Annotated in this window: 1 pseudogene; it reads right to left on the bottom strand. The window is 66.8% G+C overall.

Annotated elements, in window-relative coordinates:
* Nucleotides 1-342, bottom strand: a pseudogene (locus tag GVL04_RS24395) (hypothetical protein); the annotation flags it as partial.
* Nucleotides 343-383: the final 41 nt, after the last annotated feature.

Below are 383 nucleotides of genomic sequence, written 5' to 3' on the forward strand. Positions count from 1 at the left end.
GTACGCGTCCTTCACGGCCTGTTCGAGTTCCTCCTCGTCGAGGGGGAACTGACTGGGCCCGAGCGGGCCGGTGCGGTTGGTCGTGCCCAGCAGGCTGGTGAGCGATCCCGGGGCGAGATGCAGGAGCTGCTCGATGTCGCCCAGTGCCGCCATCGACTGCGCGCCCTCGGGGCGACGCGCCCCCGACCGCCAGTAGCTGAGCGTCGCCATCGACACACTGTTGCCCCGGGCGCGCAGCAGCTCGTGCAGCTTCGCCAAAGTCAATCCACGCGCATTGATCGCATCACGGAGCGAGCCTGCGAAGGCATCGGCGTACCGGCGGATCCCCGTTTCCAAACCCATCACAGCACCCCCTCCGGTATGTGAAGAATCGAGCTCTACAG

The sequence above is a fragment of the Arthrobacter sp. 18067 genome (assembly GCF_902706295.1).
Lineage (GTDB): Bacteria > Actinomycetota > Actinomycetes > Actinomycetales > Micrococcaceae > Arthrobacter.